The organism is Pseudoalteromonas sp. 2CM41L (assembly GCF_023161905.1).
GTDB lineage: Bacteria > Pseudomonadota > Gammaproteobacteria > Enterobacterales > Alteromonadaceae > Pseudoalteromonas > Pseudoalteromonas atlantica.
Window position 1 is genome coordinate 45,889 of the sequence record NZ_JALNTN010000002.1, and the last position, 25,589, is coordinate 71,477.

The 25,589-nt window shown below is 41.6% G+C and carries 23 protein-coding genes; 20 read left to right on the forward strand and 3 right to left on the reverse strand.

Going from position 1 to position 25,589, the window contains the following annotated elements; all coding sequences use genetic code 11:
- Position 1: 1 nt before the first annotated feature.
- The 6 genes from flgK (at position 2) to fliD (ending at position 8,995) form a co-directional block, all read left to right on the forward strand.
- On the forward strand, positions 2-2,008 hold the full coding sequence (flgK, locus tag MTF64_RS03050; RefSeq protein WP_248450543.1) for a flagellar hook-associated protein FlgK: 2,007 nt from the start codon (positions 2-4) through the stop codon (positions 2,006-2,008).
- Positions 2,009-2,010: 2 nt separating this feature from the next.
- Complete coding sequence (flgL, locus tag MTF64_RS03055) at positions 2,011-3,279, forward strand: flagellar hook-associated protein FlgL (protein ID WP_248450545.1); 1,269 nt, start codon at positions 2,011-2,013, stop codon at positions 3,277-3,279.
- 265 nt (positions 3,280-3,544) lie between these two features.
- The gene (locus tag MTF64_RS19880; protein WP_282446960.1) at positions 3,545-5,083 is read left to right on the forward strand and encodes a flagellin; all 1,539 of its coding nucleotides are present in this window, start codon (positions 3,545-3,547) and stop codon (positions 5,081-5,083) included.
- A 277-nt stretch (positions 5,084-5,360) separates the two neighbouring features.
- Positions 5,361-6,893: a flagellin gene (locus tag MTF64_RS19885; RefSeq protein ID WP_282446961.1), complete on the forward strand. Its 1,533-nt coding sequence runs from the start codon at positions 5,361-5,363 to the stop codon at positions 6,891-6,893.
- A gap of 166 nt (positions 6,894-7,059) precedes the next feature.
- Positions 7,060-7,494 (forward strand): flagellar protein FlaG, encoded by a 435-nt coding sequence (locus MTF64_RS03090; protein WP_248450547.1) that lies wholly within the window; start codon positions 7,060-7,062, stop codon positions 7,492-7,494.
- Between the two features lie 61 nt (positions 7,495-7,555).
- Complete coding sequence (gene fliD, locus MTF64_RS03095) at positions 7,556-8,995, forward strand: flagellar filament capping protein FliD (RefSeq protein WP_248450549.1); 1,440 nt, start codon at positions 7,556-7,558, stop codon at positions 8,993-8,995.
- Positions 8,996-9,086: 91 nt separating this feature from the next.
- Here fliD and MTF64_RS03100 read toward each other — a convergent pair whose 3' ends face one another.
- Positions 9,087-9,383, reverse strand: coding sequence for a hypothetical protein (locus tag MTF64_RS03100; protein WP_248450551.1), 297 nt, complete (start codon positions 9,381-9,383; stop codon positions 9,087-9,089).
- Positions 9,384-9,387: 4 nt separating this feature from the next.
- Positions 9,388-9,789: a flagellar export chaperone FliS gene (gene fliS, locus MTF64_RS03105; protein ID WP_058548563.1), complete on the reverse strand. Its 402-nt coding sequence runs from the start codon at positions 9,787-9,789 to the stop codon at positions 9,388-9,390.
- Positions 9,790-10,149: 360 nt separating this feature from the next.
- Between fliS and MTF64_RS03110 the strand changes: the two genes are divergently transcribed.
- Positions 10,150-11,586, forward strand: a complete 1,437-nt coding sequence (locus tag MTF64_RS03110) for a sigma-54 dependent transcriptional regulator (protein ID WP_054982994.1) — start codon at positions 10,150-10,152, stop codon at positions 11,584-11,586.
- A gap of 291 nt (positions 11,587-11,877) precedes the next feature.
- Here MTF64_RS03110 and MTF64_RS03115 read toward each other — a convergent pair whose 3' ends face one another.
- Positions 11,878-12,471, reverse strand: coding sequence for a DNA-3-methyladenine glycosylase I (locus MTF64_RS03115; protein WP_004588286.1), 594 nt, complete (start codon positions 12,469-12,471; stop codon positions 11,878-11,880).
- A 132-nt stretch (positions 12,472-12,603) separates the two neighbouring features.
- Between MTF64_RS03115 and MTF64_RS03120 the strand changes: the two genes are divergently transcribed.
- The 13 genes from MTF64_RS03120 (at position 12,604) to fliO (ending at position 25,589) form a co-directional block, all read left to right on the forward strand.
- Entirely contained in the window at positions 12,604-13,716 is a 1,113-nt protein-coding gene (locus MTF64_RS03120; protein WP_064386717.1) for an ATP-binding protein, read from the forward strand.
- The gene (locus tag MTF64_RS03125; RefSeq protein ID WP_064386716.1) at positions 13,713-15,137 is read left to right on the forward strand and encodes a sigma-54 dependent transcriptional regulator; all 1,425 of its coding nucleotides are present in this window, start codon (positions 13,713-13,715) and stop codon (positions 15,135-15,137) included. The genes MTF64_RS03120 and MTF64_RS03125 overlap by 4 nt, the downstream gene beginning before the upstream one ends.
- Positions 15,138-15,309: 172 nt before the next feature.
- Complete coding sequence (gene fliE, locus MTF64_RS03130) at positions 15,310-15,642, forward strand: flagellar hook-basal body complex protein FliE (protein WP_004588289.1); 333 nt, start codon at positions 15,310-15,312, stop codon at positions 15,640-15,642.
- A gap of 20 nt (positions 15,643-15,662) precedes the next feature.
- Positions 15,663-17,378: a flagellar basal-body MS-ring/collar protein FliF gene (gene fliF, locus MTF64_RS03135; RefSeq protein WP_004588290.1), complete on the forward strand. Its 1,716-nt coding sequence runs from the start codon at positions 15,663-15,665 to the stop codon at positions 17,376-17,378.
- Positions 17,371-18,411: a flagellar motor switch protein FliG gene (gene fliG / locus MTF64_RS03140; RefSeq protein WP_096041358.1), complete on the forward strand. Its 1,041-nt coding sequence runs from the start codon at positions 17,371-17,373 to the stop codon at positions 18,409-18,411. The genes fliF and fliG overlap by 8 nt, the downstream gene beginning before the upstream one ends.
- Positions 18,412-18,414: 3 nt before the next feature.
- Positions 18,415-19,224, forward strand: a complete 810-nt coding sequence (fliH, locus tag MTF64_RS03145) for a flagellar assembly protein FliH (RefSeq protein ID WP_096041359.1) — start codon at positions 18,415-18,417, stop codon at positions 19,222-19,224.
- Between the two features lie 18 nt (positions 19,225-19,242).
- The gene (gene fliI, locus MTF64_RS03150) at positions 19,243-20,577 is read left to right on the forward strand and encodes a flagellar protein export ATPase FliI (protein ID WP_054982998.1); all 1,335 of its coding nucleotides are present in this window, start codon (positions 19,243-19,245) and stop codon (positions 20,575-20,577) included.
- Positions 20,577-21,023, forward strand: coding sequence for a flagellar export protein FliJ (fliJ, locus tag MTF64_RS03155; RefSeq protein ID WP_004588294.1), 447 nt, complete (start codon positions 20,577-20,579; stop codon positions 21,021-21,023). The genes fliI and fliJ overlap by 1 nt, the downstream gene beginning before the upstream one ends.
- Positions 21,024-21,112: 89 nt before the next feature.
- On the forward strand, positions 21,113-23,098 hold the full coding sequence (locus tag MTF64_RS03160) for a flagellar hook-length control protein FliK (RefSeq protein ID WP_248450552.1): 1,986 nt from the start codon (positions 21,113-21,115) through the stop codon (positions 23,096-23,098).
- A 57-nt stretch (positions 23,099-23,155) separates the two neighbouring features.
- A complete protein-coding gene (gene fliL / locus MTF64_RS03165) occupies positions 23,156-23,689 on the forward strand; it encodes a flagellar basal body-associated protein FliL (protein ID WP_248450554.1) in 534 nt (177 codons plus the stop codon).
- 9 nt (positions 23,690-23,698) lie between these two features.
- Entirely contained in the window at positions 23,699-24,790 is a 1,092-nt protein-coding gene (gene fliM / locus MTF64_RS03170; protein WP_004588297.1) for a flagellar motor switch protein FliM, read from the forward strand.
- A gap of 20 nt (positions 24,791-24,810) precedes the next feature.
- A complete protein-coding gene (gene fliN, locus MTF64_RS03175; RefSeq protein WP_004588298.1) occupies positions 24,811-25,209 on the forward strand; it encodes a flagellar motor switch protein FliN in 399 nt (132 codons plus the stop codon).
- Entirely contained in the window at positions 25,206-25,589 is a 384-nt protein-coding gene (gene fliO / locus MTF64_RS03180) for a flagellar biosynthetic protein FliO (protein ID WP_248450555.1), read from the forward strand. The genes fliN and fliO overlap by 4 nt, the downstream gene beginning before the upstream one ends.

The following is a 25,589-nucleotide window of genomic DNA, read 5'->3' on the forward strand; positions in this document are numbered from 1 at the left end:
TATGTCGTTTAGTTTATTAAATATTGCCAGTGCTGGGGTGCGTTCAAGCTCTGAGCTGTTGCAAACGACCAGTAAAAACATCACCAATGTAAATACAGAAGGCTACGTACGTGAGCGCACTGAATTTACCACGATGGTTGATAACCAAGTAGGTCGCGGCGAAACATACAGGTTATTGAACGAGTTTGCCCAGTCGCAGTTAAACCGCGACACGTCAAATAAATCGTTTTTTGATCAATTTGTAACAGAAGCCAACCGTGTTGATACTATTTTTTCAGAAGAGTCTAATAACTTATCAACGGGTATAAATTCATTATTTAATAACGTGCAAGAGGCGCTAAACCAGCCGTCTTCAACAGTTGCTCGCTCATTAGTAATGACCGATGCGCAAAGCTTAGTTGATCAAATGGATAGGCTTTCGGGTATCGTGCTTGAGCAACAAGGTATAGTAAATGAGCAGCTTGAGATTTTTTCTGAAGAAGCCAACTCACTTATCCAAAATATAAATACGTTAAACCAAGAAATAGCAGTCGTAAATGGCACAAATAACGCATCAAGCGCAAGCTCTATTTATAACCAGCGCGACTTAGCGATTCGTGAATTATCAGAGCTTGTTGATATAGAAACACTTGATGGCCCTAATGGCGAAAAACTCGTCTTTATGGGCAGCGGTGAATCTTTAGTTATGGAAAACGGTACATTTAACTTGTTTTCACTGTCGGGCGACCCCGATCCTAATTTTAAAGAATTGACGCTTGACGTTAATGGCGGCAAAGCCGTGCCGCTAGAAATAGATGCAACTAAATTAAAAGGCAAGATTGGCGGCTTGCTCGCATTTAGAGACGACATACTTGTGCCTGCACAAAATCAAATTGGCCAAATGGGATTGGCAATTGCTGATGCGTTCAACGAGCAAAATAAATTGGGTATGGATGCTAACGGCGAGCTAGGCGGTGATATATTTAATATACCTACCGTGGGTGCTTATGCATACCAAGCTAATACCGGCGGCGCCAGTTTAACTGCCACGCTTGAGGCTGGTAAAGGCAGTGAACTGCCTGCCAGCGACTTTATTGTTACTTATACCGCTAATGCAAATGAAGTGAGCATTCAGCCTATAGATAATAAAGGGGAGCCGATAGGCAGCGCCTCTTTAGCGGCGATACCGCCATCAGGTGTTATCGACTCAGATGATATTACGAGTGGGGAGTCGTTTGGTTTACAAATTGATGTAGCAGGTACAGGTAATATCGGGGATAAATTTCAAATTAAACTTAACTCAGAGGCGGCAACCAGTATTTCCCTTGCGACAAGCCGCGGTGAAGACTTAGCACTGGCATCGCCTATTCGTACAGCTAACAGCATAGATAATGTAGGTACAGCGACTATTTCAGCCGGAGAAGTAACAAGTGTTACCTCGGGTGGCTTTAACACTACCCCTGGTTTAGCCAATGGCGATATCACGTTAGTTAAAACAGGCACTGCAAACGAATATCAAATTACAGATGCAAATGGCACCTCTACGTTTACAGTAACGCCTCCAGCAGAGGGCGTACTGGCTCAGGCTGGCGTACCTTATAGCAACTATGGCTTTGATTTTGATATTGAAGGCACGCCAGCTACTGGAGACACTTTTACCCTTGAATTTAACGAAGGCGGCTTTGATGATAACCGTAATGGTTTAAAACTCGCTGATTTACAAAATGGCGAATTAGTGCGTAAAAATGTAGTGACAACAGCCGCTGCCGACAATCATGACACGTTTAACCAAGCCTATTCAGGGTTAGTGAGTGATATTGGCGTAGTCACTGGCCAAGCCATTACCAGTGCCAGCGCATTTGATGCGTTAGCAGAGCAATCAGAAGCGTGGTATGAGTCGCTCTCGGGTGTAAACCTTGATGAAGAAGCTGCCAACCTACTGCGTTTCCAACAATCATATTCAGCATCAGCTCAAGTGTTGGCTGCAGCTCAAGAAGTTTTTGACACCTTATTAAGTGCGGCGAGGTAATTATGCGTTTATCAAATAACTTAATGTATCAAAACAACATTAATAAAATACTCGATAACCAACAAAGTGTTGCTAATGCACAAGAGCAAGTAACAACAGGTAAAAAATACTTAACGACCTCAGAAGCGCCTGCTGCTATTTCACAAGGGATGCTGTATTCAAATAAAATACAAACAAATGAGCAATATACTAAAAATATCGACCAATTAACTGGCCGCCTTGAAACCGAAGAAACCATCTTACAAAGTATAAATACCAATATTCAACAAGCTCAAGAGCTAGCTATTCAAGCGGGCAATGGTGTTTATACTCAAGATGATTTAGAGTCAATCGCGGCAGAGCTGAGTGAAATACAAAAAACACTCGTTAATTTAATGAATACCCGCTCAGAAGACGGTAAGTTTATATTTTCAGGCTACCAAGACAGCACCCAACCCTATCAATTTGACTCTACAACAGGTGAGTACACCTACAATGGGGATCAAGGCCAGCATGTTATAACCATTGCTGAAGGCGTGAGTATTAAATCAAGCGATAACGGTTTTGATACGTTCGAGAAAAGTGATGCAAGGTTAGATGTTACTGATAATCAAGCTGCTATCCCGGTAACTACGCCTGCAAATAATATTACAGTGGGCACGGTTTATGTCGATGGTCAAACAGAGTTCGACCGTTTCCATCAAGAAAATTACAATGCAGATCCAACCGCAGCGGCAACAGCGAACACGTATAATGTTGTAATAACACCAGGCGCTACCGCTAACGACCCTGATACTTATGAAATTTTGCGTGACGGCGTGTCGCTAAGCCCTGCACAAGTAGGCGAGATAACGGATGAGCCAATCGATTTTGCAGGCATGAAAATCGAATTTGAAGGCGCAGCACCAGGGCAGCTTGATTTTACCCTCGAAAAGCCGCACAAAGAAAATGTGCTTAATACATTACAATCACTCATTACGGGGTTAAATGATGGCACACTAGAAAACGATGATTTTCAGCAAGTGTTAGCCGATGGTGTAGTACAGCTTCAAAACGCCAGCGAGCAAGTTGTGTATACGCAAGCGAGCTTAGGCGGGCGGATGAATGCGGTTGAAAGCGTAAGCGACTCAAATCTTGCGCAAGATATTCAAAACAAAAGCAACCTTTCTGATTTAGTAGAAGTAGACATGGCAGAAGCCATTAGTGAGCTCACTAAACAAGAAACCGCACTGCAAGCATCGCAAGCCACGTTTGGCCGTTTAACTAACCTTTCTTTATTTGATTACTTATAAACACATTATAAGCAGAAATACTTTGCCGCTTTAGCTAATACAAAGCGGCAAAAACCTCCCTCAAAATAGCGGCAACAAATTGTCGTCACTCCAGCTAAACAGATAACTTATAATATAACTTTAAAAAAGTGATTTAAAACAGGTTGTTACATAGATTTTAAAGTTGGCACAGTAAATGCTTTTCTAATAATTAGAAATTATCGAATAGTGGTTCCTGTTAAAACGTGTTGAACCACACTCTATTTAAACCTAGGAGATGGTAAAAATGGCATTAACAGTAAATACTAATGTATCGTCATTAAACGCACAACGTAACTTATCAAAATCTGGAGAAGGCTTAGCAACCTCAATGGAGCGCTTGTCATCAGGTATGCGTATTAATAGCGCAAAAGATGATGCCGCGGGCCTACAAATTTCAAACCGCTTAACTTCACAAATAAACGGCTTAGCGGTTGCTCAACGTAACGCAAACGATGGTATCTCAATGGCGCAAACCGCTGAGGGCGCCATGCAAGAGTCAACTAATATTTTACAGCGTATGCGTGAACTAGCCTTGCAATCGGCGAATGGTTCAAACTCTGCTGATGATAGAGCCGCTTTACAGAAAGAGGTTTCAGCTTTACAAACTGAGTTAACTCGAATTGCGGAAACTACTTCGTTTGGTGGGCAGCAGCTTTTAGACGGCTCTTATGGTACTAAAGCATTTCAGGTTGGAGCAAATGCAAATGAAACAATCAGTGTCTCATTAGGCGATGTAAGTGCTGCGGCTATAGGTACCAATCAATATGATATTCAGTCTGCAGCAGCAGGCGGGTTTGGAACCTCAGCAACGGCGAATGGCTCTATTCCTAATAGTACGGTTGCAAATGAAAAATATACAATCGTTGGACGCGGTGGTGATTCAGTTGAGGTAGAAATAGACGCTCAGTCAAGTGCCAGAAGTGCAATAGAAAAAATTAATGCACGTTCGGGACAAACAGGAGTTGATGCACAGGCAAAAACACAGATGAAAGTTGTTTTAGATGATGCAGACGTATTGGTTGATGGGGGCCAACTATCATTTACTATAGGCTCTGGAGACGATAGTTCAAATATTTCAATTACTACTTCAGGAACTCAGGCGGATGATACTGCATCATTTGCAAAGGCAATTAATAGCAAGACAGGTGAGCATGGTGTCACAGCTTCATTTAATGAAGACAATGAGCTCATCCTTTCTAATGACAAAGGTGATGATATTACGATAAGTGGTTTTGCTGCAGTCGACGACGCAGGAACACCAGCCAATGTTGCTGCTGATTTAGATATTACAGCTCTTGATTATAGTGGAGATGACGAAGGAACCCCTACTAGTTTAGTAAGCGGCACAACTGATTCTGCGCGTGTGGTAGGCTCAATCCAGTTAAACTCATCGAGTACATTCACGGTTGCGGCTGGAGATGCGTCTTTGATTGGAGATGCATCAGCTACTTACAGTAGCAATTTGTTCAGTGTGGATACTGTCGATATTGGAACTCAAGATAGTTCTCAAGAGGCATTAGCTATAATCGATAATGCTTTAGCAAATATTGATGAGCAACGCGCTGATTTAGGTGCGGTTCAAAATAGGTTTGGCCATACAATAAGTAACCTTGCAAATATAGCTGAAAATGTATCGGCATCACGTAGCCGAATACAAGATACAGACTTTGCAACTGAAACTGCACAAATGACTAAAAACCAAATATTGCAACAAGCAGGTACATCAATACTTTCTCAAGCAAACCAGATACCACAGGCTGCAATTAGTTTATTAGGTGGCTAATCGTCTAGTTAACTAATAACTCTTTATTATAAACGCACTTCAATTTGAAGTGCGTTTTTGCTTTTTGAGATAGCGAAAATTAATAAATTATTATTTTTATTTAAAAACAAGTAATTATGGTTTATTAAACAAATAAACTAATTTATTTTTAAAATACTTCTAAAGATAATTTATTTCCTGCCGTTAACTTAACCAGAACAGAGCTTGAACATACAGTTGTGACAGCTCTTGGTTAAATCTAAACAGTCACATTACGAAAGTAATCAGGAGTTTTATTATGATTTCAGTAAATACAAATGTATCTTCATTAAACGCTCAACGTAACCTATCTCAATCAGGTTCTGATTTAGCAACGTCAATGGAACGTTTATCATCAGGTATGCGTATTAACAGCGCAAAAGATGATGCGGCAGGTCTACAAATTTCAAACCGTTTGACTTCACAAGTTAATGGTCTAGCAGTAGCTCAGCGTAACGCAAACGATGGTATATCTATGGCGCAAACTGCAGAAGGCGCTATGCAAGAGTCGACTAATATTTTACAGCGTATGCGTGAGCTTGCTCTGCAATCGGCAAATGGTTCAAACTCCGCTGATGATCGTGCTGCATTGCAGAAAGAAGTCGGGGCATTACAAACTGAGTTAACTCGTATTGCTGAAACCACTTCGTTTGGTGGGCAGCAACTATTAGATGGTAGCTTTGGCTCTAAATCTTTCCAAGTTGGCTCTAACGCAAATGAAACAATCAGTGTCTCATTAGGCGATGTAAGTGCTGCGGCTATAGGTACCAATCAATATGACATTCAGTCTGCAGCAGCAGGCGGGTTTGGAACCTCAGCAACGGCGAATGGCTCTATTCCTAATAGTACGGTTGCAAATGAAAAATATACAATCGTTGGACGCGGTGGTGATTCAGTTGAGGTAGAAATAGACGCTCAGTCAAGTGCCAGAAGTGCAATAGAAAAAATTAATGCACGTTCGGGACAAACAGGAGTTGATGCACAGGCAAAAACACAGATGAAAGTTGTTTTAGATGATGCAGACGTATTGGTTGATGGGGGCCAACTATCATTTACTATAGGCTCTGGAGACGATAGTTCAAATATTTCAATTACTACTTCAGGAACTCAGGCGGATGATACTGCATCATTTGCAAAGGCAATTAATAGCAAGACAGGTGAGCATGGTGTCACAGCTTCATTTAATGAAGACAATGAGCTCATCCTTTCTAATGACAAAGGTGATGATATTACGATAAGTGGTTTTGCTGCAGTCGACGACGCAGGAACACCAGCCAATGTTGCTGCTGATTTAGATATTACAGCTCTTGATTATAGTGGAGATGACGAAGGAACCCCTACTAGTTTAGTAAGCGGCACAACTGATTCTGCGCGTGTGGTAGGCTCAATCCAGTTAAACTCATCAGCTGCATTTACTGTTGCGGCTGGAGACGCGTCTTTGATTGGAGATGCATCAGCTACTTATAACAGTACCTTATTTAGTGTAGATACAGTTGATATTGGGACTCAAGAAAGCTCTCAAGACGCATTAGCTATAATCGATAATGCTTTAGCGAATATTGATGGGCAACGAGCTGATTTAGGTGCTGTTCAAAACCGTTTTGACCACACTATCAGCAACCTTGCAAACATCTCTGAAAATGTATCTGCATCTCGTAGTCGTATTCAAGATACTGACTTTGCAACTGAAACAGCAGAGATGACGAAAAACCAAATTTTGCAACAAGCAGGTACGTCAATCTTATCGCAAGCGAATCAGTTACCACAAACAGCACTTAGCTTATTAGGTTAATAAGTTAAATGTTATAGCTTAATGAACAGCTAGCTAGTACATAAAGTCAGTATTAGTTTTAAAACAAGGAGGTGGCTTTAGCTACCTCCTTTTGTGGTTTAAGGGTATAAATTAAGCTATTGTTAGTTTAATAACTATACAAGTTCGGCAAAGTTTAGGAGGCGTTATGAACACCATTACTTCAAACGCAGAAGTTACGATAGCATCAACATCTTTAACTGGTGAAGATAAACAAGTAGGGCAGTCTGGAGCGACATTGACTCAGCGCGCTGTTGATGACGTAAATAAAACGGATGAACAAGGCTCGCAAAACCAGTTAAACAATCACTATACGCAGCAAAGCTCTGAGGGCAATAGTTCACAAAACCAACAACTTGAGCGTGAACAGCTTGAAAAAGTGGCGCAACAATTGCAGGAGTTTATGGGAGAGATGAGCCGTAGTCTACAATTTCAAGTTGATGAAGACTCAGGGCGTGATGTAATTAAAATACTTGATAAAACAAGTGGTGATGTAATTAAGCAATACCCTTCGGAAGAAGTATTAAGCTTAGTGTCAAAGCTTTCTGAATCTGCGGGTATTTTAATTGATCAAACTGTTTAGCGGCTATTGTTACTCGTGTATTTAGAGTTAGCTTATTTTAAGGTGTTTAAAGAGGTGAAGTATGTCTATTTCGTTTAATGGTTTGGGCTCTGGCTTAGCTGTATCAGACATTGTTGATGCATTAGTGAATGCTGAGCAGGCCCCTGCTGAGGCTCGTTTAAATACTACTGAAAGTAACTTAACTACAGATATATCAGCTGCAGGCGCATTAAAATCTGCTTTAGAGCAGGTGCAAACGGCTATGGAAGCATTAGGCGATAGTGATAACTACCAAAAGCGTAGTACGTCTGGTAATGATGACTTTATATCAATTAGTGCAGATGAAGACGCCCAACCAGGAAGCTATAACGTAAAAGTTGATGCATTAGCGCAAGCTCATAAATTGTCATCTCCTGCATTTGCTGCCGATGAGGCAATTGGCGCCGGTGTAATTACAATTGGCTCTGGTGAAAACAGTTTTTCCACTGTTCTGTCTGCAACTAATACCTTAGAAGATTTACGCGACCAAATTAATAACGGCCCCTTTACGGGCAGCGATAGTAATGACTCGGTTGTGGCGACTATAGTAACCAGTGATGATGGCCAGCATTTAGTACTTACTAGTAAAGAAACTGGTGAAGACAATGCAATTACTATTACCGTACAAGATGACGATGGTAATAATACTGACACTGGTGGGCTCTCACGGTTAGCTTACGATGTATCTGACGCAGACCCGCTAAACCATACTACAAACCTAACAGAAGTAAACGCTGCACAAAATGCACAAATAACGATTGATGGCACATTAACGGTATCAAGCAATACTAATGAATTTAGCAATGTAATTGATGGCGTGGATATCACCGCAAAAAAATTGCATGATGCCGACGATGATATGAGCGATATATCAGTCACTGAAAATAATAATAATATACAAGCAGGTTTAAATAGCTTTATCACTAGTTACAACGAACTGTTAGAGCTTAGTAATAATTTAGGTGCATCAGGTGAAAGTGGCGCTGGTGTAATGGCGGGAGATTCACTACTTCGTGGTGTTATGTCAAAACTGCGTAGTGAAATAACTGAGTCGGTCGATTTAGGTGATGGTAATTCATTATCACTTTCACAATTAGGTGTTGAAACAGACCGCTATGGTGTTTTATCACTCAATACTGAAACACTAAACGAGCAAATAGATTCAGACGTAGATTTAGTACAGCAGTTTTTTGTGGGTAGTGATGAAGATGAGGGCGGCTTTGCCCAGTCTTTTGATGACTTAATGAGCTTTTATACAGATTCCGATGGTATTATTCAAAACCGTATAGACAGTAAAACAAATCAACTAGAAGATATCGATGACCAACGACTTAGCCTTGCCAGCAAGATGGAGTCGTTATCAGACAGGTTATATGCTCAATATAATGCCATGGATTTACTGGTAGCGAGCCTCAACTCTACAAGTAGTTATGTGCAAGCACAGCTTGAAAATATGCCTGGCGTGGTGAGTAACAATTCATAACCAGTAAAATTCGTTAGGCCTATAAAAAAACCGTTTTATAAACGGTTTTTTTATGCTTAATTAAGTTTAAATAGCGCTGTGCGATACTTAGTTAAACTGATTTGTAGGCAGAGATAGCTTTACCTGATTTTTTTTGCTTAATTATGGCTTTTGATGATTCGTTCTTTTTAGCCATTGCTTGCTTGCTTATAGTGTTAATAGCAGCTTGAATAGCCTCTAATTCTTGAGCTTTTGGCGGGGCATCACTTTCGCACCAGTTTTTAAGCTCAATATTTAAAGTATCCATACTAGGTTTAGCTTCATCAGCTTTATTGCTTTGTACTAATGCTTCAATATTATTAAGCAGCTCATTAATATGCTTTGCTTTAGCTGAAAGGCTTTGACCCATAGCCTTATACCGCAGGGCTGCGTTGATCTGCTGGAATACTATCCCAGCCTTCTTTTATTTCTTTAATGATGCTTGAAACTTCAACAACTGCTTCAATATCATTATTTATATTAGCTTGAGTTAACTTACGTTGGCAGTAAGCGTATAACGCCAATAAATTATCAGAAATACTAGGATCTTGTTCTACTTCTAAGTTAAGCGCATCTTGCAGTGCACCTAATAATAAAATGCATGCTGAGAGGTTTTCGCCTTTTTTTTCTATTTCTTTGCGTTCAATAAAACCCTTAGTAGCGGCTAAGCGACCAATAATATTACTAAAAATAAGGTTTATTTGTTCATACGGCGCCATTTCTGCAATGTTACTTGCACGAACTTGACTGTATTTTTTCAGTGAGACATGTGCCATGGGAAAATCCTAAAATTTAACTACTAAAATTATGTAAAACTAATATCAAAACAAAAGCAATATTAATGCCAAACGTTTTACTATCGTATAGTTATCGGCACTGCTGCTTTCAACTTAAGTAAATAATAGCTTATATATTTCGTATAATGGGTAATTTGTCCTTTAAAATTTTAGTAAGCTTTTATATTGGGTTTATATAAACTGATACTTAATGATTAATTCTTAAGTATGATTGATTTTACTAATCCGTCTATTTTTTGGCGTTTATGTCAAAAAACCGCCGCTATTACTTGCATCCATTCAGATCTCGCTTACAATTTAGCTAATAAAATAAATTAGTGAAATTATGGCTCGCTAACTATGATCTTGATTTTAGATAATAATAATAACCGTGCAATAGGATTAAATGCATCGCTTACCTTTATTGGGGAAGCTGTGCAGTTACTTGACGAAAGTGATTTTGAGCAAGTATCTAGTAAGTATCAACAACAAGAATGCATTGTTATTTTAGGTGCATTGCAAGGCTTAGATCATGAAAGCTTAATTAAGCGTTTTCCAACCCTGCCTTTTTTACTGATTGGTGAAACACTCAAGCCCTTATTAAGTATTGCTAATGTAGTGGGCTTAATTTGTGAGCCGTTTAATCACGAAGTAACCACACAGTTATTACACGACTGCCAACAGTACCAACGTATGTTGCCTGGGAGCCACAAGCAGCATAAACCACACAAAACATTTGATGGTTTAGTTGGCGAAACTGATGCAGTTAAAAACGTACGCTTTTTAATTGAGCAAGTGGCTAAAACCGATGCAAACGTGCTTATTTTAGGCGAATCGGGTACAGGTAAAGAGGTGGTTGCGCGTAACGTCCATTTATTATCTAAACGCAATACGGGGCCGTTTGTACCAGTAAACTGTGGTGCTATTCCTGGAGAGTTGCTCGAAAGCGAGCTATTCGGTCACGAAAAAGGGGCGTTTACCGGCGCTATTTCTGCACGTAAAGGACGCTTTGAATTGGCTCAAGGCGGTACGCTATTTTTAGATGAAATTGGCGATATGCCGCTGCAAATGCAAGTAAAGTTATTGCGTGTATTACAAGAGCGCAGCTACGAGCGTGTAGGTGGCACAAAAGCGATTCAAGCAGATGTACGGGTGATTGCCGCTACTCATCGCAACCTTGAGGAAATGATTGAAAAGGGCAGCTTTAGGGAAGATTTATATTACCGTTTAAACGTGTTTCCTATTGAAAACCCGTCTCTTAATGAGCGTGCAGACGACATACCTTTATTACTTAAAGAGTTAATGCGTCGTGTGAATGAGCAAAGTGGTACGTCGGCTAAATTTACAGAGCGCGCGGTAGAGAGCCTAAAAGAGCATGCTTGGCCTGGTAATATTCGAGAGCTTGCTAATTTAGTGGAGCGCATGGTGATTATGTTCCCTGAAAAAGTAGTGGATGTACCCGATTTACCCAATAAATATCGCTACATCGAGGTAGACGCATACGAGCCAGAATACCCTGAAGAGCTACTTGAAAAAGATGCCTTTAACGATATTTTTAGCTCAGGCTTTAGCGATTATGATAATGAACCAGAGCCTGAATTTAGCCAACCGGGATCTGGCGTATTACCCGAAGAGGGTATAGAGCTTAAAGATTATTTAGCAGAGCTTGAAATAAGCTTAATTACCCAAGCGTTAGAGCGTTTTGATTACGTTGTTGCGCGCGCCGCAGAAATATTAGGTGTAAGGCGTACTACGCTTGTCGAAAAAATGAAAAAGTACAATCTATCGCGAGATTAACAGTATGCAAATGGTGAAAGACTTTTCGTTATTTATTATTCATTTTTGAGGAATTAATTTACGGGCTTTGCCCGTCACGCAAGCAAGCTTCGCGTTTACGAGATAAACGCAAACTTAAACTTTGGCGGTAGACGCAAAGCTTGCTCGCGTAAAAAGCGCAGCTTTTAATTACTTAACCCCCCAAAAAACGAGATCAAATGAGAAACCACAATTAACTTACACGTTACTTCTCAAAAGCGAAGCGTCTCTTCACCTTTTTATGAACAGATCACTTTTATGCTGATAAATCACTTATTCACTAAACGCCTTTATAATTTCTTCTTTTCTAAAACAATCATTACTGTGATCGTTTACCATGCCACAGGCCTGCATATGTGCGTATACCGTTGTAGGGCCCAAAAATTTAAAACCTCGTTTTTTTAAATCCTTTGCAAACGCTTTTGACTCCTCGGTAATTGCAGGGGTATCTTCAACACTATTTAAATCACTAATAATTGGTTTATTGCCCACAAATTGCCATTGGTAATTACTAAAGCTGCCAAATTCTTTTTGAATCTCAATAAACCGTTGAGCATTATTAACGGTGGCAGCAATTTTTAAGCGGTTCCGCACTATGCTCTCATCTTGCATTAGCCGTTCTATATCATCGGCTGTAAAGTTAGCCACTTTTTGCACATTAAAATTAGCAAATGCTTTTTTATAGCCTGCGCGCTTTTTTAAAATGGTGTACCAACTTAAGCCCGCTTGCGCCGACTCGAGGGTAATAAATTCAAATAATTTCGTATCGTCATAAAGGGGGACTCCCCATTCTTCATCATGGTATTTCACATAATCAGGCTTTGTGGCGTCGAGCCATGCACAACGGCATTTATTTTGCTCACTCATTATTATTCCTTTTAGTGTGCGTCATTTTTTTGTTACGCGATATTGTAAGGTAACTAAATGAAAAATATATAAAATAATATTGGTATAAATTGTGCATTTAGCCCTGTATCTACATCATTAAGAGATTTGATTATGGCCCTTGCGAGTGTACTTAAACCACAGTTTATTACTGCAAAACAGTATAACCCATGTTTACTTCAAGAAGAGTACATTGGTGAATTAAGTGATTTAAGACAGCAGGCAAGTTGGCTGTCGCACTTAGTTGATACCATGCCTGCGGGTGTTGTAGTGCTTGATGGCAAAGGGCTTATTGCAAAAGCCAATCAAATAGCGATTGATATGTTAGGCGAGCCGCTCGAAGGAGAGAAGTGGTTTAACATTATTCAGCGCTCTTTTCGTCCCCACCAAGATGATGGACATGAAGTGTCGCTCAAAGATGGGCGCCTTATAAAGCTTGATATTACTGCGCTAGCGCCAGAGCCTGGGCAATTAATATTAATGACAGATTTAACAGAAACGCGCCGTTTGCAAAAGCGCGTAGCCCATATGCAGCGCCTAAGCGCGTTAGGTAAAATGGTGGCTTCGCTTGCGCACCAAGTGCGTACACCGCTTTCGGCGGCTATGTTATACGCGGCCAATTTGGGCTCTAAAAAGCTACCAGAGTCATCACGCGATAACTTTCAAACTAAGTTAATGTCGCGTTTAAAAGATTTAGAAACCCAAGTTAACGATATGCTACTTTTTGCCAAAAGCGGCGAGCAACAAGTGGTTGAACAGGTTTCTATGCAGCAGCTTTTAAACGAGGTAAAACTAGGTGCCGATGCAATGGTGGCCTTAAATAACAGCTCACTTGTTGTTGAGCTACCAGAGCCAGACATAGAAATTACCGGTAATAAAACCGCGCTGGCCAGTGCTATTCAAAACCTTATTCACAATAGTATCCAAATTATTGGCAGCCAAGCCCTGGTGACATTGAAAGCGCAGCGCGATAGCAGCGAACCCGATACCGTGCGTATTAGCGTATGCGATAACGGCCCTGGTGTAGAGTTGAGCCAAATAGAGAAAATTTTTGAACCGTTTTATACCACAAAAAGCCAAGGTACAGGGCTTGGGCTTGCTGTTGTAAGCTCTGTGGCTAATGCGCATCAAGGACGTGTTGAAGTGGTTAATAATGCCAATGGTGGTGCATGTTTTAGTTTATTGCTGCCCATATGCACGGCCTCAACGCAGGAGAAAACAGCATGAGTAATACAATACTAGTGGTTGAAGATGATGCAGGTTTAAGAGAAGCACTCATAGACACGTTAGAAATGTCGGGTATTGCCTGTGTTGCAGCCGATAGTGCTGAGCAAGCCATGATCCAATTAAAAAAATCTGAGTTTTCATTAGTGGTCAGTGACGTGCAAATGGGCGCGATGAGCGGCCTAGATTTACTTAGAAGCATTAAGCTTAACTACCCAGATCTCCCCGTATTAATGATGACTGCCTATGCAACGATTGATGATGCAGTAGAGGCAATGCGCTTAGGCGCAATTGATTATATGGCTAAACCATTTGCCCCTGAGGTGCTTTTAAATATGGTTAGTCGGTATTTACCCGAAAAGCCAAAAGACACTGACGGCCCAATTGTTGCCGACCCAAGCAGTATTGCGCTTTTAGAACTGGCGAGCAAAGTGGCGCGCTCAGATGCAAGTGTTATGGTGCTAGGCCCTAGTGGCTCTGGTAAAGAAGTGTTAGCGCGCTACATTCACGATAAATCAAACCGATGCGATGCGCCTTTTGTGGCAATAAACTGTGCGGCTATTCCCGAAAACATGCTTGAAGCCACTTTATTTGGCTACGAAAAAGGCGCGTTTACCGGTGCAATACAAGCATGCCCAGGTAAATTTGAACAAGCCCAAGGCGGCACCATATTACTTGATGAAATAACCGAAATGGACTTGGGGCTGCAAGCTAAGCTATTACGGGTATTGCAAGAGCGTGAAGTTGAGCGTTTAGGTGCCCGAAAAACAATTTCACTCGATGTAAGAGTACTCGCAACCAGTAACCGCGACCTAAAAGAAGCCGTTGCAGATAATCAATTTAGAGAAGACTTATATTATCGCTTAAACGTATTTCCTCTAATGTGGCGACCGCTTTGTGATCGCCCAGGGGATATAATTGTATTGGCTAAGCATTTAATAGAGCGCCATTTAGTTAAAAGTAAAGAGCCGCTAGCAACGCTTGATAGTGCCGCTGAACAAAAATTACTAAGCCATGCATGGCCTGGTAATGTACGCGAGCTTGATAATGTAATTCAACGTGCGCTTATTTTGCGAACGGGCAATGTAATTGGCGAACAGGCCATTTTTATTGAAAACTTAATGCAAGCGCCAATTAACAGTACGCCTACACAGGAGATAGCGCCTGAACAAGCGAACACTCCCAGTGGCGCGTATTATGATGACAAAATAACGCCTGCAGAGGCGAGTAGCTCTCTGCCTAGTGTTGATACTGGCAGCTATAAAGATGAGCTAAAAGATAAAGAGCATAAAATAATATTAGAGACCCTAGCGCGCTGCCAAGGCAAACGTAAAGATGTTGCACAAACACTTGGGATCAGTCCGCGTACTTTACGTTATAAACTAGCGCAAATGCGCGATTTAGGTATTTCGCTGCCCGCATAACTTTATCCCTTTCTTCTATATAACCCTAAACTAACCACGCTTAGTTTAGGGTTGTCAAATCTCTGACTCTTAAAAATAATAGTTAACCTTATGTAATTAAAGGTTTATTTTTATGGCACACTTTGTGCTTTATTCCCTTTATGAACGTTAACTGCATTTGCCAGAGAAAATTATGAAAATTCAAAACAGCGCGCTATTTCAAGAAATGCAATCAATGGCTTTAGAAGCAGGCCATACAAATCAAATCAATAAGCTACCTACTCAAGCTCAGCCAACATCGTCTGCTCAATTTGGTGACTTACTAAGTGATGCATTAAACACGGTTAATGGCTTACAACAAGATGCTAAACAAAAAGTAGTGGCTGTTGAAATGGGTGATAGAAGTGTATCGCTTGCTGAGGCAATGATTGCCTCACAAAAATCGTCAGTGGCATTTGAGGCTACAGTACAAGTAAGAAATAAACTTGTTGAGTCATACCAAGAAATTATGAACATGCCTGTTTAAGTAGGTAGTGGAGAATTATTGTGGCGCAATCTAATCAATCAACAGATCTTGCTCTTGCTGGCGGCGGTATTGACCAAAGCGAAGATAACGAGCAACAAGAACAAAAGTCGGGCTACTTAAGCGCCTTAAATGGTGTTGATGTGCTTCGCCAAGTCACCCTTATTATTGCGCTGGCTATTTGTTTAGCTATTGCTATATTTGTGATTATTTGGGCACGTCAGCCAGACATGCGTCCGCTGGGTAAAATGCCAACAGAAGAGCTGATCCAAACCCTTGATTTTTTAGATGCACAAAAAATTGACTACGAGCTAGATGGCAACGTAATTTCGGTTGATGAAAGCGAGTATCAAAACATTAAATTGCTAATGGCCCGTGAAGGCCTAGAGCAAGGTCCTACCTCAGGCACCGATATCATAATGCAAGATATGGGCTTTGGTGTTAGCCAACGATTAGAGCGTGAACGTTTAAAACATGGCCGCGAGCAACAACTTGCCCGCACCATAGAAGAATTAAACAACGTAACACGCGCTAAAGTTTTATTAGCCATTCCAAAAGAAAACGTATTTGCACGCAGAGAAAAAAAGCCATCAGCCACAGTGGTATTAACTCTTAAGCGCGGCAGAATGCTTGATGGCGAAGAAATTGACTCAGTGGTTGATATGATTGCCTCTGCAGTACAGGGGCTTGAGCCTTCACGTGTTACGGTAACAGATCAAAACGGTCGCTTACTTAATTCAGGTTCACAAGATTCATTAGCAGCACGCTCTCGTAAAGAGTACGACATTGAAAGAAAGCGTGAGCAAGAGTATTTAGAGAAAATAGACAGTATTCTTATTCCTGTAGTCGGCTTGGGTAACTACACGGCGCAAGTTGATTTAAATATGGACTTTAGCTCAGTAGAAGAAACACAAAAGCGCTACAACCCAGACTTACCAGCAGTAAGAAGCGAAACCACATTTGAAGAGAACAACATTGGTGGCTTAGCGGTAGGTATCCCTGGGGCACTCACTAATCAACCACCTATGAATTCAACTATTCCAGAAGTGGCAGGTCAAGGTAATGCTGGTACGGCAACGAACCCAAGCCGAGTGCATAAAGAGGCTACACGTAACTTTGAGCTAGACACCACCATTTCGCATAAGCGCCAACAAACAGGGGTTATTCGCAGAATTAGCGTCTCGGTTGCCGTTGATTATGTGCCAAAAGTAGGTGAAAACGGCGAAACAACCATGGCGCCGCGCTCGGTAGAGGCTTTGTCAAATATACGTCGCCTATTACAAGGTGGGGTAGGCTTTGATATGCAACGCGGCGATGCATTAGAGGTGGTAACTGTGCCATTTGTACGCGAAGCAGTTGATTTAGATTTAGAAGTACCGCTGTGGGAGCAGGACTGGTTTATGAAAATCGTCCGCTTAGTACTGGGTGCGCTGGTTATTATTGTGCTTATTATGGCAGTTGTTAAGCCTATGCTTAAACGCTTAATATACCCAGATGATACGCTCGAAGAGTACGATGAAGATGCATTAAGCTCTGGGGTGGATATTGGCGATAGCACGCTAGATATGCTAAATAAAGACTTTGATTCTGCTTCTGTAGGCTTCTCAAGCGATGGTACACTACAGCTGCCAGATTTACATGGCGACGAAGATTTGCTTAAAGCGGTAAGAGCACTTGTAGCGAACGAACCTGAACTCTCATCACAAGTAGTGAAAGCGTGGTTAACAGAAGATGACTGATCAAGAACAAAAACAACTCCCGCCAGCGTTTGATGTTGACAAGTTAGATGGCGTAGATAAAGCCGCGATTCTTTTATTGAGCTTATCTGAAGAAGACGCAGCGCAAATACTTAAACACTTAGAGCCTAAGCAAGTGCAAAAAGTGGGTATGGCAATGGCTGCGCTAGATGACTTGTCACAATCTAAAATAAGCGCAGTTCACAATTTATTTATAGAACAAATACAAAGCTTTAGTACAATTGGCTTCCAGTCAGAAGACTTTATTAAAAAGGCGCTTACCGCCGCATTAGGTGAAGATAAAGCAGCTAGTTTAATAGACCAAATTGTAATGGGCTCGGGCGCTAAAGGCTTAGATTCACTTAAATGGATGGACTCAAAGCAAGTTGCCAATATTATTCGTAATGAGCACCCGCAAATTCAAACTATTGTTTTATCGTATTTAGAGCCTGAGCAATCGGCAGAAATCCTAGCGCAATTTCCTGAAAAAGTGCGCCTAGATTTAACTATGCGTATTGCGAACCTTGAAGAAGTGCAACCTGCAGCATTGCAAGAACTTAACGAGATTATGGAAAAACAATTTGCCGGTCAAGCAGGCGCACAAGCCGCTAAAATGGGTGGCTTAAAAGCCGCGGCAGATATCATGAACTACCTAGATACAAATGTAGAAGGGCAGTTGATGGACTCTATTCGTGAACACGATGAAGAAATGTCTCAGCAAATTCAAGATCTTATGTTTGTATTTGAAAACCTTTTGGATGTGGATGACCGCGGTATTCAAGCCATACTGCGTGAAGTACAGCAAGACGTACTAATGAAAGCCATTAAAGGGACTGATGAAGCGCTTAAAGATAAAATTTTGGGTAATATGTCTAAACGTGCTGCCGAAATGCTTGCCGATGACTTAGAAGCAATGGCACCGGTTAGAATAAGTGAAGTAGAAGCTGCCCAAAAAGAAGTGCTTTCAACGGCAAGGCGTCTATCTGACGCAGGTGAAGTTCAGCTAGGCGGCGGCGGTGGCGAGGAGTTCCTGTAAGCTATGTCTAAATTAAAAGGTCGCCCTTTACATGCAGATGATGCTGATGAGCTTTTAAAAAACTGGCCAATACCTGACGTTGCTCCTGATGAGCGTAGTTTTGGCAATCGTTCAACGGCTTTTGGCACACCGCTTTCTGATTTGTATAAAAAAGAAGTTGAAGAAGAAGCAGTAGAAGACACTCAGCCGCAAGAGCCTGAACTGCCTTCGTTAACTATGGCTGAGCTTGAGCGCATTAGGCAAGATGCTTATGAGGAAGGCTTAAAGCAAGGGCACGAACAAGGCTACATAGATGGCTTTGAAAAAGGGGTTGGTGAGGGCAAAGAAGCAGGTTACAAAGAAGGCGTAGAGCTTGGTAAAACACAAGGCCAAGAAGACGTTAAGCCGTTAATAGAAGAGCAGTTAACCAGCTTGCGTAGCATAATCGACAACCTCAGCGCTCCGCTTGATAAAGTGGACGAACTGGCAGAAAAGCACTTAGTGCAATTAGCGGTTATGTTGGCAGAAGCTATAACCTATCAAGAAATTAAAACATCGCCCGATGTTATTTTACATACGCTTAAAAAAAGCATAGATGCATTAAATACTGAGCAAGAAAAAGTTCGTGTGCATTTAAATCCAGATGACCTAGAGCTGGTAAAGCAAAGCTATGGTGAGCAAACTATTGCAGATAATAATTGGCAGCTAATTGCAGAACCCACACTCGAGCGCGGCGGTTGCGAAGTTAAAACGCCACAATCGTCTTTAGATATGACCCTAAAAACCCGTGTCAAAGAAACGTTGGATAGCTTTTTGCATAATAGCGGTATCTAATCTTTTTTGTGGCGTGTTATGGCAGCTCAACGTGCACCTCTAAGCGAACGCTTAAATCAATACCAACAACATATTGCAGCGTTTAAACCTGCTGTAGCGGGTATTTTAACCAGAGTAGTCGGTTTAACCCTTGAGGCGAAAGGGCTACGTGCGCCTGTAGGCAGCCAATGCAAAATAGAAACTATGTCAGGGTTTGTAGATGCTGAGGTGGTGGGCTTTAGTGAGCAAACCCTTTACTTAATGCCTAATGACCACATTTCCGGTGTGTTACCCGGTGCGCGTGTTATTCCACAAGTAAATGATACCGGCTTGCCCGTTGGTATGAGCCTACTGGGCCGCGTTGTAGATGGCTTAGGTCGTCCGCTTGACGGCCTGGGAAAAATTAACGCCGAACACTATTTAAAGTTTGCACAAAACCCCATAAACCCCCTCGCTAGAAGACCAATCAGCCAACCTATGGATGTAGGTGTACGGGCTATAAACTCAGTTATTACTGTAGGGCAAGGCCAGCGTATGGGTTTGTTTGCAGGCTCTGGTGTTGGTAAATCGGTCCTCTTAGGTATGATGACCCGCGGCAGTGAAGCCGATGTTATTGTGGTTGGCCTAGTGGGTGAGCGTGGCCGTGAGGTAAAAGAATTTATTGAAGAGATACTCGGTGTAGAAGGGCGCAAACGCTCTGTTGTGGTAGCTGCTCCTGCTGATGCATCGCCCCTTATGCGCTTGAAAGGCTGTGAAAGTGCGGTGACCATTGCTGAGTACTTTCGTGATCAAGGTTTAAACGTATTGTTATTGCTTGATTCAGTAACCCGTTACGCCATGGCGCAACGCGAAATAGCGCTAGCGGTTGGCGAACCTCCTGCAACAAAAGGGTATCCGCCTTCTGTATTTGCTAAATTACCGGCGCTGGTGGAGCGAGCGGGTAATGGCGGCGAAGGGCAAGGGTCTATCACTGCGTTTTTTACAGTGCTTAGTGAGGGCGATGATATGCAAGACCCAATAGCCGATGCTGCACGTGCTATTTTAGATGGGCATATTGTACTTTCGCGTGACTTAGCCGATAGCGGTCATTACCCCGCGATAGATATCGAAAAATCAATTTCTCGTGTTATGCCGCAAGTGGTGTCTGAGCCTCATATGCAGCAGGCCCGCGTATTAAAACAAGTTTATTCAATGTATCAGCAAAATAAAGATATGATCACCTTAGGTGCGTATCAAAAAGGGGCTGACCAAATGCTTGATCAAGCTATAAATATGATGCCGCGCGTAAATGCGTTTTTACAGCAAGGTATGCGCGATGTAATAAGTTACGACGATGGTTTACACGGCCTAGCTCAATTACTAGGACAAGCATAATGGCAAAAAATAAGCTCGATTTACTGCTTAAGCTCGAAAACGACAAAGAAGAAAATCTGCGCATGAGCTACTTACAAGCCAATCAAAATTTACAAGCTAACCAACAAAAGCTGCAAGGGTTAAATAACTTTAGATTAGAATACTCTCAGCAATTACATGTGAAAGGAAAGTCTGGTTTATCAAGCGCGGGCTTTGGTCAGTACCATGCCTTTATAGCAAAAATTGAAGAAGCGATTCGCCAGCAAGCCAGTACGGTCAATACCGCAAAGCAAGTTGTAACACAGCGTAAAGCTTTGTGGTTAAAGCAGCAGGTAAAAGCAAAAGCCGTAGCAAAATTAATTGAAAAACAAAACCTAAAAGCGGCGGCGCTAATGGCAAAGAGTGAGCAAAAAATGCTGGACGAGTTTTCTGCTAATCAATTCTTTCAGCGCCGTAAAAGTTTATAACTCTGGCGCGTTTATTGCTTTATTGGTAGGTGGTAATTAATTTTGGCAAAGTGCGGTGGCAACTTGCCGCAGTGCTGTGTAGGTGAATTATGGCAATAAACGATATTTCAATGTTGGCAACAGCTGAAAAAGACTCTTTTTTAGCATTTAAAGACAATAACTTACCTGGAGGTAACGAATCTGGTGATGCTTTTTTAAGCCAGCTACAAGATGCAGACAAACCCTTTGTATTGCCTGCTAATTCTGAGGCTCCTAGCCAAACAGGCTCTTTATTGCCAACAGATGATAAGCAGCTAGCCAATAGCAAAAAACCGACAGCTTCATCAAGTGATGACACGCAAGATACGTTATTATCTGGCGATAGCGTTTTAGCACAAATAAACTCCTCGCAAGTGATTGACGTAAGTGTAAAAAAACACGGCAGTAGCGATAATGATTTTAGCGATTTAAGTGCTAAAAAGAGTGATAAAAGTGTCAATTTTTTAGCTTCGCAATTAGGTAAAACTGATGAAGCCGATGCCATAACGACTAAAGCCGATGATACTCTTTTAGCTGACGATAATAGCAATGGCAAAAAAAGCGCGTTTATGAGCGCCGAGCTTGAAACTAAAGCAGCTAAGCAAAGCGCTGGAGAAAATTTAGCCCCGTCTTTAAAAAATGAGAGCCTAGCAAGTAGTGCCGCTAAAAATCCAATAGCAGAAGCGGTGCAAACACAAATTAATAAAACTAATAGCAGTGCAGCCTCTGTAAATAATGAAGGTAAAGGTGCTGAGAATACAAAAGCGCCAGGCACTGTATTAAATGCTGAAAGTGCGCTGCCTATAAGCGATGCAGACATAGAGCAATTAGCCAAAGAACTGACTCGTTCATCTACGCAATCAGAGCTATCAACTACATCTAAAGTACTCAACTCATTAAGCGAAGCGCAACGAGCACAATTAAACGAGCACGTTAAAAGCTCATTTACTGAAACCACGCCAAGTGAAAGTGATGATCGTGCAAGCTCCGTTAAACAATTACTGACAGAATTTGTCGTACAAAACGAAAAAGAGACAAGCACGCGCGGTGAGCTAGTTCAATCTCAGTTAAAAAACTTAAATAGCGATGAAAAGCAGGCGCTACTTAGCCAATTAAAAAGCTATGTGAGTAACGAGCAACCAACAGGTGATACGCTCAAAAAAGTAAATGAAACAATAAGCAACTTACAAACTATGCTTGATACGCAGCTTAGTGAGAGCAAAGCGCAAAGTGTGTCGAGCTCTGCAAATGCGGCTTTAAATGCGCAGCAAGCCAGTAATGCTGCAATGAATGCGAATACACCGCAAAATAAAGCCATGATTAATGCTGAAGCACCCTCTAGTATTGAGCAGGACGGTGTAAGTCCAGATGAGTTCAACGCCCTAGAGGCCGAGCAGGAAAGCTTACTTAAAGAGCCTAAAACAAATACTGGTTTATCGCGTGTAGCTCAGGTGTTTACGTTGATAACCGATGGCATTAATAACACGCAGGCACAAATAAATACTCAGTACGACAACGCTCGTTATGAGCAGTCTATTTTAGAGAGCCAAGCTATACAGTCGCAGCAATTACAAAGCAGCACCGCGCAGGTTAAGCAGGTAAATATAGATGCAAGCATGATGCAGGCTATTAATATTGTTAAAAGTGATGCAGCTAAAATGCTTCAAGAGCGTGTATCTTCAATGCTAAGCATTAGCAATAAAGAAGCTGAAATTCGCTTAGATCCGCCAGAAATGGGCAGTATGCAAATTCGTATCAGAAGTGATGCTGAACAAGCACAAATAAATTTTGTAGTGCAAAACCAGCAAGCTAAAGAAGCACTTGAACAATCAATGCCGCGCTTACGTGAAATGTTAGCCGAGCAGGGAATTGATTTAGGTGAAAGTACGATTTCTTACGGGCAATCTGGTAGTGAGCAAAGCGATGAAGGCGAAGGGCAATCACAAGGTCAAACGGCTAATAAAAATACACAGCAGGACAAAAATGATGAGCAAGATGGAGCTAACCCACATAGTTCTCGACAACAAACTTCATCATCAATAGATTACTATGCCTAAGTACTGCTATTATAATAACTAAAACAAGCAAGTACCTTTGCTATAAAAGGAATCACAATGGCCGAAGAAACAAGTTTAGAAATAGAAGAAACCGGTAAAAGCAAAAAAAAGCTGATCATAATCATAGTGGCAGTCCTGCTTGTTGTAGGCGGTGGTGCAGGCTATTTTTTTATGGCGGGCGATAATGCACCCGTTGAAACATTAGATGAAGAAACAACAACCGCAGCGCAAAGCGACTCGGCTACACCTTCAGGCTCTTCAGCTGAAATGGGCAGTGCCTTGTATGTTGCTATGCCAAGACCCTTTGTGTTTAATGTACCTGGGTCAAGCAGAGATAGAATTGTACAAATAAAAGTGCAATTACTTGTGCGTGGCGATGTAAATGAAGAAACCGCTAAAAAGCACATCCCACTGATTGAAGGCACCTTATTAAGCGTGTTTTCAACCACCACAGCTGATGAGCTCAGCACCAGTGCAGGCAAAGAAACATTACGCTTTACTGCGCTTGAAAAAGTGCAAGCTGCGCTAAATGATGTTGAAGGCACAAAAGTAATTGAGCGGGTATTGTTTACCGGCTTTGTGATGCAATAAGGGGCTAGCGTGAGCGATTTATTATCCCAAGACGAAATTGATGCACTCTTACACGGCGTTGATGAAGTCGAAGAGGAAGATATACACGAAGGTGAAGACGGCGAAGGCAGTACATTACAGTACGACTTTTCTTCGCAAGATCGGATCGTGCGTGGTCGCATGCCGACCCTGGAAATTGTTAACGAGCGGTTTGCTCGTCATATGCGAATAAGCTTATTTAACATGATGCGCCGCACCGCAGAGGTGTCGATTAATGGCGTACAAATGATTAAATTTGGCGAATACATTCATACCTTATTTGTACCAACAAGTTTAAATATGGTGCGTTTTAGACCGCTAAAAGGCACTGGCCTTATCACCATGGAAGCACGTTTAGTGTTTATTTTGGTAGATAACTTTTTTGGTGGTGACGGGCGTTACCATGCCAAAATTGAAGGCCGCGAATTTACCCCTACCGAACGTCGAATCGTGCAAATGCTGCTAAAAATTATCTTTGAAGATTACAAGGAAGCATGGGCGCCGGTTATGGACGTGTCGTTTGAATACCTCGATTCAGAAGTAAACCCAGCAATGGCTAACATTGTGAGCCCTACTGAGGTTGTGGTTATTAGCTCTTTTCATATTGAATTAGATGGTGGTGGCGGCGATTTTCACATCGCTTTGCCGTATTCAATGCTTGAACCCATTAGAGAGCTATTAGATGCGGGTGTACAATCGGATACAGAAGACACCGATTTGCGCTGGAGCAAAGCTTTACGCGATGAAATTATGGACGTTGAGGTGGATATGTCGACTCAACTTCTTGAGGTGGATTTGTCTCTTAAACAAATAATGGAACTTAAAGCGGGCGATATTATACCGGTAGAAATGCCAGAGCATATTACGGTATTTGTTGAGGAGTTACCTACATTTAGAGCTAAAATGGGTCGTTCTCGCGATAACGTTGCGCTACAAATTAGTGAAAAAATTAAACGCCCTGATTCAGTTAAATCTGAGCTGCATGTATTTACCAAAGGCGGCAAGAAAATTGATTCAGATGCAGAATTAGCAGAACTAGAAGATGATTTACACCTTTCTGACGGTGTAGACTTAGACTGGTAATTGATTAAAAGGTTAAAAGTATGAGCGATGATCAAGACACAATGGACGAATGGGCAGCAGCCTTAGCTGAAGCCGAAGGCGGTGATGAGAGCGCCGAAGCGCATGTAGCAGAGCTTGATGAACTAAGTGATGCTAAACATGAACTTAGCGGTGACGAAAAGCGTAAACTCGATACAATTTTAGATATTCCTGTGACCATTTCTATGGAAGTAGGGCGCTCTAAAATAAATATTCGTAACTTACTGCAGCTAAACCAAGGCTCTGTTGTTGAACTAGACCGTGTAGCCGGTGAACCACTGGATGTATTAGTAAATGGTACGCTCATTGCCCATGGCGAAGTGGTTGTAGTGAATGATAAATTTGGTATTCGTTTAACGGATGTTATTAGCCAGGTAGAGCGGATCAAAAAATTACGATGAGCTCCCTTGCTGCTTTAACAAACTCAGTATTTACAAAGGCAGAAACGTTAACACCTACGGCCGACATTTTGTCTATGGTGTTGTCGTTGGTTGCGGTGCTAGTACTGATTGTAGTGCTGGCATTTTTTGTTAAAAAACTTAACCCAAATTTAGCTAATAGCGAAGAATTTAAAGTGGTACGAAGCTTACCGCTTGGCTCTCGAGAGCGCTTAATGGTGGTTGAAATAGATAATACACAGCATTTATTAGGGGTCACCCCGCACAGTATTAACTACTTACATAAATTAGACACGCCGTTAAGTGAAAAAGAACTGCCAGAACTTGCTAAGCGATTTAGCAAACTACTAAACCCGCAAACGAATCAAAATAAAAAGAATTAA